The 8,691-nt window shown below is 60.5% G+C and carries 8 protein-coding genes; 2 read left to right on the top strand and 6 right to left on the bottom strand.

Features of this window, described 5'->3' with window-relative positions:
* Nucleotides 1-156: 156 nt before the first annotated feature.
* On the bottom strand, nucleotides 157-1,788 hold the full coding sequence (locus QRN48_RS03655) for a methyl-accepting chemotaxis protein (protein WP_285348965.1): 1,632 nt from the start codon (nucleotides 1,786-1,788) through the stop codon (nucleotides 157-159).
* A gap of 598 nt (nucleotides 1,789-2,386) precedes the next feature.
* Between QRN48_RS03655 and QRN48_RS03650 the strand changes: the two genes are divergently transcribed.
* Nucleotides 2,387-2,809, top strand: a complete 423-nt coding sequence (locus tag QRN48_RS03650; protein WP_081955336.1) for a response regulator — start codon at nucleotides 2,387-2,389, stop codon at nucleotides 2,807-2,809.
* A gap of 6 nt (nucleotides 2,810-2,815) precedes the next feature.
* Here QRN48_RS03650 and QRN48_RS03645 read toward each other — a convergent pair whose 3' ends face one another.
* Nucleotides 2,816-3,421: a TetR/AcrR family transcriptional regulator gene (locus QRN48_RS03645; protein WP_191945365.1), complete on the bottom strand. Its 606-nt coding sequence runs from the start codon at nucleotides 3,419-3,421 to the stop codon at nucleotides 2,816-2,818.
* Nucleotides 3,422-3,644: 223 nt separating this feature from the next.
* Between QRN48_RS03645 and QRN48_RS03640 the strand changes: the two genes are divergently transcribed.
* Nucleotides 3,645-3,869 carry a hypothetical protein gene (locus QRN48_RS03640; RefSeq protein WP_037011469.1) on the top strand — a complete coding sequence of 75 codons (225 nt, stop codon included), beginning with the start codon at nucleotides 3,645-3,647 and terminating at the stop codon, nucleotides 3,867-3,869.
* 139 nt (nucleotides 3,870-4,008) lie between these two features.
* On the opposite strand, the gene QRN48_RS03635 is transcribed toward QRN48_RS03640, so the two are convergent.
* The 4 genes from QRN48_RS03635 to QRN48_RS03620 all read right to left on the bottom strand — a co-directional run bounded on the left by QRN48_RS03635 (nucleotide 4,009) and on the right by QRN48_RS03620 (nucleotide 8,670).
* The gene (locus QRN48_RS03635) at nucleotides 4,009-4,797 is read right to left on the bottom strand and encodes an outer membrane protein OmpK (protein ID WP_191945364.1); all 789 of its coding nucleotides are present in this window, start codon (nucleotides 4,795-4,797) and stop codon (nucleotides 4,009-4,011) included.
* Nucleotides 4,798-5,149: 352 nt separating this feature from the next.
* The gene (locus QRN48_RS03630) at nucleotides 5,150-6,508 is read right to left on the bottom strand and encodes a nucleobase:cation symporter-2 family protein (protein ID WP_285348959.1); all 1,359 of its coding nucleotides are present in this window, start codon (nucleotides 6,506-6,508) and stop codon (nucleotides 5,150-5,152) included.
* A gap of 228 nt (nucleotides 6,509-6,736) precedes the next feature.
* A complete protein-coding gene (locus QRN48_RS03625; RefSeq protein WP_285348957.1) occupies nucleotides 6,737-8,119 on the bottom strand; it encodes a urate hydroxylase PuuD in 1,383 nt (460 codons plus the stop codon).
* A 47-nt stretch (nucleotides 8,120-8,166) separates the two neighbouring features.
* Nucleotides 8,167-8,670: an ureidoglycolate lyase gene (locus QRN48_RS03620; RefSeq protein WP_037011461.1), complete on the bottom strand. Its 504-nt coding sequence runs from the start codon at nucleotides 8,668-8,670 to the stop codon at nucleotides 8,167-8,169.
* Between the last annotated feature and the right edge of the window lie 21 nt (nucleotides 8,671-8,691).

Genomic DNA, 8,691 nt, shown 5'->3' with positions numbered 1-8,691 from the left:
ACAAACACCGCATACCCCTGTAGGACCGGCTTCAGCCGGGAAGCCGGTCCCACAAACACCGCATACCCCTGTAGGACCGGCTTCAGCCGGGAAGCCGGTCCCACAACCACCGCATACCCCCGTAGGACCGGCTTTAGCCGGGAAGGCGTCAGTCGCCTACACCCGGAACTGCCTCAACAAGCCATTCAGCTGTTCACTCAAGCCCTTGAGCTGGTTGCTCGCCGCGCTGGACTGTTCGGCCGCCACGGCGGTGCTCTGCGACAGCTGAGCGGCCTGGGTGACGTTCTGGTTGATGTCTTCGACCACGTGGGATTGCTGCAGGGTGGCGCTGGCGATGGAGGCGTTGAGGCCATTGAGGTTACGCAGCGCCTGACTGATCGACGTCAGGCTCTGGCCGGCCAGGTTTGCCTGCTCGATGGTCAGTTGCGACGAACGACTGCTGTCGGCGATCACTTTGACCGCCGCGTCCGAATGCGCCTGCAACCGCTCGATCATGCCCTGGATTTCGGCAGTGGATTTCTGCGTGCGCTGGGCCAGCAAGCGCACTTCGTCGGCTACCACGGCAAAGCCTCGACCCTGGTCACCCGCGCGTGCGGCTTCGATGGCGGCGTTCAGCGCCAGCAGGTTGGTCTGTTCGGCGATCGAGCTGATCACTTCCAGCACCCCGCCGATCTGCGTACTTTCGCTGGCCAGGGTGCGGATCACCTCCACGGCCTGGTCGATGGTGCCGGACAAATGGCCGATCTGCTTGAGGCTGCTGTCGATGTTGGCCTGGCCCTGCTGCGCCTGGGATTCGGCGTTGCGCATCTCGCTGGCCGCGTGCTCCGCGTTTTTGGCCACGTCCTGCACGCCATAGGTCACTTCGTTGACGGCGGTGGCAACCTGTTCCATCTGCAACGACTGCTGCTGGCTGCGCTCCTGGGCCTGAATCGCATTGCTGCCCAGGTCGCTGGAGGCCTGGCCCAGACCGACGGCCGACGACTGCAGCTCCCCGACCACCCGGCGCAGCTTGGCGGTAAAGGCATTGAAGTGACGAGCCAGCTGCGTGACTTCGTCGTCGCCCTGGGTCTCCAGCGTGCGGGTCAGATCGCTTTCGCCGCTGGCTATGTTCGCCATGGCTTCTACGGTGGCTTTGAGCGGACGAGCGATGCTGCGCGCGATGGTGATCAGCAACAGCGCCATGACCAGAATGATGCCGGCACTGATCGACAGCGCTTTGACCACCTGGCGGTAGAACTCGGCCTGCACGTCATCGACATAGACGCCAGACCCGATGATCCAGCCCCATGGCGAGAACAGCGAGATGTAGGAGGTCTTGCCAACCGCTTCACTGGCGCCGGGCTTGGGCCAGCGGTAATTGACCATCCCGGCGCCTTTGGCTTTGGCCAGCGTGACCATCTCGTTGAAAACCTGGAACCCGTCAGGGTCCTTGATGCCCGACAGGTCCTGGCCCACCAGCTTCGGATTGGCCGGGTGCATGATCATCACCGGGCGCAGGTCGTTGATCCAGAAGTAGTCCGTCTGGTTGTAACGCAGCCCGCGAATGGCATCCATCGCCTGCTGCTGCGCCTGCTCGCGGGTCAGCGTGCCCGCGGTTTCCAGCCCATGGTAGTAGTCGAGCAGGCCACTGGCGGTCTGCACCACGTGCATGGTCTTGACGGTCTTGGCTTCGTACAGATCGTCGTGAATCTGCTTGAGCATCGCCGCCGCCAGCGTGAACAGCATTACCACGGCGACGATGAGGATCAGCCACAAGCGTCGGCTGATCGAAAGGTTGCGCATATTCATGATCGTCACTCCGTTTCTTTATTCTTGTTATGGGTGCAGGCGTGTTGGAACAGCGCGCCGGATAAACCGGATGCGCAACTGCGGATCGACAACCACGCAATGACAACGACAATGAGAGTGCGCGGTGTCATTAAGCGTCTCGGCTTGCCACCGACAAACCTGAGAGCGGCGAAGGGATTTATCTGCAATTTGCCGTTACGCGAACTACATTCGATGTAAGAAATGCCTTCGCTTTGCGTCAGATCCACTACCGGTATAGCGAAACGCTTACACGAGGAGAGGAAGTTGGCTCTAGGCCGGATGGCCCACACGCGTTACATTGGATCCATCAACTGCAGCAACGGACCGCTGCAGGATCAAGGACGATCGACCGTTGCCAGGCATTGGCGGCCAACAGGAAGTTGGACGGTGTTGGGAAAGCCCGCTTCGGCGGGTTTTTTATTGCCTGCGATTCGGCAAATGCCTTCTGCGCCACAACAATTAGGCCAATCTGCCAAACGTTTCGACCAAATGTTGTTTTCCGAGGGAATTTCCTGCGCGCGCGCCGCTCACAGTACGGACTACACCCGAGTCCAGGACAGGGCCGGCCGGGCAGGCAATGGGAATAATTATTGTGGATGTGGCGCAAATGGCAGCAGACGTACCGAACAAGGGACTCATTCTGGTAGTTGAGGACGAGGAAATCATTCGCGATTTCGTCTGCGAAATCCTCGGTGACGAAGGCTACGACACTTACGCGCTCGAGAGTGCGGACAAGGCGGAGCAGTACCTCAATGATCATGCAGGCAATGTGTCGCTCCTCCTGACCGACATCCTCATGCCGGGCACTTTGAACGGTGCCGACCTCGCCAACTTGTCAGGCAACAAGTGGCCAGAGATTCCGATCCTGATCATGTCCGGTCATGAAACACCGGAAAGCTCCGGCGTGGTCCATCCCGTGGAGTTCATCCGCAAGCCCTGGAGCTTCGGGCAACTGATCGACGGCGTTGACAGGGCCCTGCTGAGCGTCAAGGGCGCGTGAGACTCATCAGTCCGGCTCGCAGCCTTTGAGCACGAGCCGGATGATGGTCCGGGCGGCGGCTTCGTAGTCGGCGTCGTCCAGGGTGGGCTTGCCGGTCACCGTGGAGATCTGCCAGTCGAAGTCGGCGTAAGTCTGAGTCGCCGCCCATATGCTGAACATCAGGTGATGTGGGTCGAGCGGCGCAATCAGCCCGTCGTCGATCCAGCCCTGAATGCACTCGATGTTATGCCTCGCCTGACCGTTCAACTGCTCGACTTGCTCGGGCGTCAGGTGCGGCGCCCCGTGCATGATCTCGCTGGCGAATACTTTTGAAGCGAAGGGCAGGTCGCGGGAGATGCGGATCTTCGAGCGGATGTAACTGCTCAGGACTTCGGCGGGCACGCCTTCGCGGTTGAACGGGGTGGATGCCTGCATGATCGGCTCGATGATGCTCTCAAGCACCTCGCGGTACAGGTTGTCCTTGGACTTGAAGTAGTAATAGACGTTGGGCTTGGGCACACCGGCCTTGGCGGCGATGTCGCTGGTCTTGCTGGCGGCGAATCCCTTGTCGGCGAATTCTTCACTGGCTGCGCGCAGGATCAGTTCTTTGTTGCGCTCGCGGATGCTGCTCATAAACCGGTTTGTCCTTGCCTGCTCGGCGGTGGCGAATGTTAGCACCGGCCTCGCAGCAGGCTCAAGATTGCCACCGCCCCACAAAACTCCCTGGGTTTAACACAGGCGCGACGCTGCCGCCGGCAAGCGCCGGTGTTATTGTGTGGGCGCAGTAACGGGAGGCTTGGATCAACTGACGCCTTTACAAGGCTGAACGCGTATTCGGTGGCGAGGTGTCGGCAGAATGAACAGCCCTTTGTTTTCCAGCGTCGTTGCATATGCCCAGCATTGCGAGCGTCAGCTGGTGGAAATCCTGCATCGCCGGCCGACGCTTGACCGGCAGCAGGTCATGACCTGGGTCGACGAGCAGAGCCATGCCATGAAAGACCGCGATCCTCTCGACCTGTTGCGCTCGCTCAATGCGAGGGTCAGAGCGGGCAAGCCGCTGCCGTGGGAAGGGCAGGCCTGAGAGGGTCGCGCTTGCCCGGGTGAGGAGGTTGCAGTGGGCCGGGTCAGGCACCGCCAAGGTGTCTGATCCTATGCCCTGCGCCGCTCGCCTGAAGCGACTCGCAACTGGGGGTAGCCCCCACATTCATCCCAAGATGCGCTTAGAAAAAAACCTTCACCAGCAAACTGGCGGTGTTCTGGTCAGTGTCGAAATAACGCGTGTCGTTGATGCCGTACTTATTGGTCCAGTAGTCGTACTCGATGCCCACATACAACTGCCGCTCCGGAAGGTTCATGGCTTTGCCCAAGTCATATTTGATCTGCGGATTGAAGTGCAGGTTGGAGTGGTAATCGCCTTTGCTGTTGGACTGTTTATTGTCCACGACCCAGTCCATAAAGCCGTCAATCAGAATGTCCGATTTACCCACGGGCAGGGTGTAAGACCAGACCGGTGTAATCTGCCATGCGCCATAACCCGCCCGATGACCATCGTTGTATCGCTTGTAGAAGTTGAGCTGGAAATAGTCAAAACCCGGGACCTTCAGATCAAAGCCCGGCCCGATCAGAAACGATTCAACATCGCCTTCGCCGAACTCGTAAGTGGTCGCCAGCAACACGTCAGTAATGGGGCCCAGCTGGAATTTCTGATCGAAAATCTTGCCCATGGACAAGCGCGGCGAGATTTCCCCATACGTCGTGGCGTTGCCCACGCCCGCATCTTTCTTGCCGTTGTAACTGATGTAATCGAGGAAGACGAAGTTGTCTCCGTATTTCCAGCCATCGGCATGTTCGTAGGTGAACGTCTGCTGATTCTCGGGGTTCACGGCGAAGTTCTTGCCGTAAAGATAGGTCAGGCTGTTGCTCTGCCATTGCAGTAGATCACCCGACATCGCCGGCGCGGCGGCAAGCAGGCTACTTGCGGCCATGAGGCTGGAAAGTGTGCGTTTCATCTGAAGATTCCCTTGGTTTGACGTCGTTGTTTTTCACGTAGTGACGCTCTGTTATGGCGCCTTGGTTGATTCACTTAGTTGTCTGTTTGGTCAGCTTTGACTGGATAGCAAGAGCTGAGCCAACACCTTGAAAAAAGACAAAAAAGCCCCGCCGGCTGTTGGAGTGACAGTCGATTGGTGTGTGTTTCATTGCCGTTTGGAAGAGGCGCTGGCTGGCCGACGCGGTGTCCGGTCGGTCAGACGGGTAGCGTGTTGTTATTGGGCTGAATTCGAGCGGCGGCGGAGGATACTGACTCGCGCAGCGGCGCTCAAGTGCTCTGTGACAGAGCACTCCCGGCGAAAACAGGGCGGCCTACTGATGCGAATGCAGCGGCCCTGCCATCGCTGCACGTCCGGCGCCGCCCAGCACGTTGAACAACACGTTGAGCAGCACCGCGCTGAGGGTCGCCATGGCGATGCCGCTGTGGGTGATCGGCCCCATCCACATCGGCAACTGGCTGAAGAACTCAGGCCGCACCACCGGTATCAGGCCCATGCCGATGCTCACCGCCACCAGCAGTTGATTGCGACGGTCCGAAATATCGGCTTCCTGCAGGATCTTGATCCCGGTCGCGGCCACCATGCCGAACATTGCGATGGCCGCACCGCCCAGCACCGCCGGCGGAATCGAGGCGACCAAATACGCGGCTTTCGGCAGCAGGCTGAGCACGATCAGGAAGGCGCCTGCGACCGCGGTGACCGAGCGGCAGCGCACCCCGGTCATTTGCACCAGGCCGATGTTCTGGGCGAACGAGGAATGAGTGAAAGTGTTGAGGAACCCGGCGAGAAACGAGGCGGCGGCGTCGCAGAGCAGGCCTCGGCGCAACATGCCCGGCGTCACTTCGCGGTCGGTGATCTTGCCCAGCGCGAGGAACATGCCCGTGGATTCGACGAAGATGATCACCACCACCAGACACATCGACAGGATCGGCGCGAGGCTGAACTGCGGCATGCCAAAGTGCAGGGGCGTCATCACTTTCAGCCATTGCGCCTGGGCCAGACCGCTGAGGTCGACCATGCCGATGACACCGGAAAGAACGTAGCCCAGGCCCATGCCGATCAGCACCGAGATGTTGACCCAGAAGCCGCGCATGAAGCGGTTGATCAGCAGGATGGTCAGCAGCACCAGCGCGGCAACGCCCAGATAGAGCGGGTCACCGAAACTCACTGCTTTGCTGCCGCCGCCCGCCCAGTTGACGGCCACCGGAAATAGCGACAGACCGATCGAGGTGATCACCGTGCCTGTCACCAGCGGCGGGAAGAAGCGCACGATTTTCGACATGAACGGCGCAACCAGCATGCCGAAGAACCCCGCCGCAATGGTTGCCCCGAAGATCCCCGGCAGACCGACGCCGTCCATTCCGGCCATCGCCACCATGCTGCCCACCGCGGCGAAACTCGCCCCCATCATGATCGGCATGCGGATACCCAATGGGCCGATGCCGATCGATTGCACCACGGTGGCAATACCGGCGACCAGCAAGTCGGCGTTGATCAGAAACGCGATGTCTTCGCGCGACAATCCGGCGGCCTGACCGATGATCAGCGGCACCGCCACGGCGCCTCCGTACATCAACAGGACGTGTTGCACGCCCACCAGAATCAGTTGCAGCAGTGGCAGGGGCTGACGTGGCGGCGCAGCAGGGATGCGCGCGTGAGTGGGCTCGGACATGCAACACCTCATTGTTTTTATTGTATGAGTACGCCCGGTGCAGCAGGGCGGTGGAGCGCTTACATCGCAACAGTCATGGTGCGATTTTTTGTAGGAGCCGGCTTGCTGGCGAATGCTATCCATCTGACACATTGTGGTCGGTTGACACACCGCTTTCGCCAGCAAGCCGGCTCCTACAGGATTGGCTTCGTCAGACAGATCTGCAGGGCATCAGCCCCGCCCCGTTCATTAGTTCGCCTGCGCCCCCTTATCGATCCATTGCCCCAGCAGGTCGCGTTCCTGTTGGGTCATCTGGGTGATATTGCCCAGCGGCATGATTTGCGCCGTCACGGCCTGAGCCTGAATGCGCGGGGCCAGTTGCTGGATCTGTTGCGGCGTGTCGAACATGATCCCGGCCGGCGCGCTGCTGAACAACGGGCTGGTGGGTTTGGCGGAGTGGCAGACGGTGCAGCGTTCCTGAATCACGCTATGGACCTTCTCGAAGTCCACGCCGCCGGTGCTGGCTTGCGCCGGCTGGGCTGCAACCGCCTCGGCAGGCGCTGGGGTCGAGGCCGTCACCGGGGCTGTGGCCGGAGCCGGGACCGGGACCGGGGCTGAAGCGGGTGCAGGCGCTGACGCCACGTCAGGTTTCGGCTCGTCGGCGCGATGGCCGCCAATGGCCGTGCCCGGCAGCGGCTGATACTGGATTTTCTCTGCCACGTCCGGCCCGCGAGGCATTTGCGCAGGACCTGTGACGTACGCCAGGCAAATCATCCCGAGCGCACCCACTGGCAAGGGCCAGGCGTATTTGTGGCTGTTGTGACGGGTATTGAAGAAATGACGGACCAAGACCGCACACACCGCGATCCCGGCCAGGATCAGCCAGTTGTACTGACTACCGTAGGTGCTCGGAAAGTGGTTGCTGATCATGATGAACAGCACCGGCAGGGTGAAGTAGTTGTTGTGCCGCGAACGCAGCAAGCCCTTGGCCGGCAGTGACGGGTCCGGCGTGCGGTTCTCGGCAATGGCGGCGACCAGCGCGCGCTGCGCCGGCATGATGATGCGCAGCACGTTGCCCACCATGATCGTGCCGATGATCGCACCCGTGTGCAGGTAAGCTGCCCGCCCACTGAACACCTGGCTGAAGCCGAAACAGGCAGCGATGATCAGCACAAACAGTACCAGGCCCAGCAGGGCAGGCCGCTTGCCCAGCGGCGAATCACACAGGATGTCGTAGATCGTCCAGCTGGCGATTAACGAGCCGACGCCGATGGCGATGCCGGCGCCGCCACTCAGCGTGCTGCCCGGTGCCAGCAGGTAAAGCGTGGGGTTGGAGTAGAACACGATGCACAGCAGGGCAACGCCCGACATCCAGGTCCAGTAGGCTTCCCATTTGAACCAGTGCAAGTCGTCCGGCATGGTCGGCGGCGCCAGCTTGTACTTTTCCAGGTGGTAGATACCGCCGCCGTGAATCGCCCAGAGGTCGCCCGACAAACCGTCACGGGGGTTGGCGCGGTTGAGGTTGTTCTCCAGCCAGACGAAATAAAAGGACGCCCCGATCCAGGCAATCCCGACGATCATGTGAATCCAGCGCACGCTCAGATTCAGCCATTCCATCAGATGTGCAGCCACAGTCTTACCCTTTGCCTGCCACCCCTTGGCGGGTGGTCGGGCCCTTCTTATAGTTGGGGATCGAGAACCATCTTCTGACTCTCTTCGAAGAAATGCTCATCGCAGTTATTGCCACTGCCACTGCGATCAACCACCAGGAAGTCATCCCGCTTTTCGATCGTCAGCACCGGGTGGTGCCAGACGCCGCGATGGTAATTAACACCCTGCCTGCCATTGGTGATGAAGGCGCGGGTCAACTCTGGTTCAGGTGCATCGCCAATGGGCGCGACCACGACCAGAAAAGGATGGCCGAGCAGCGGAATGAAGGCCTGGCTGCCCAACGGGTGTCGCTCCAGCATGCTGATGGTCAACGGCATGGCCAGCGCTTCGGCGCGGAAGATGCTGATGATCGCCTTGTCCTCCGGTGTCGCCGTTTCCACCTCGGCCAGACGGTGGAAACGCATGGTCGAGCCGTTGTTGATCATGAAATGATCGCTGCCATCGGTCTCGATGACATCGCCAAACGGGGCGAAGGCGTGCTTGGTCAACGGCTCGATAATCAGTGTGCGCATGCGGGCTCTTCTGTTTCAGGT

Source organism: Pseudomonas sp. ME-P-057 (assembly GCF_030208975.1).
GTDB lineage: Bacteria > Pseudomonadota > Gammaproteobacteria > Pseudomonadales > Pseudomonadaceae > Aquipseudomonas > Aquipseudomonas lutea.
This window is presented reverse-complemented; position numbering and strand designations above follow the sequence as displayed.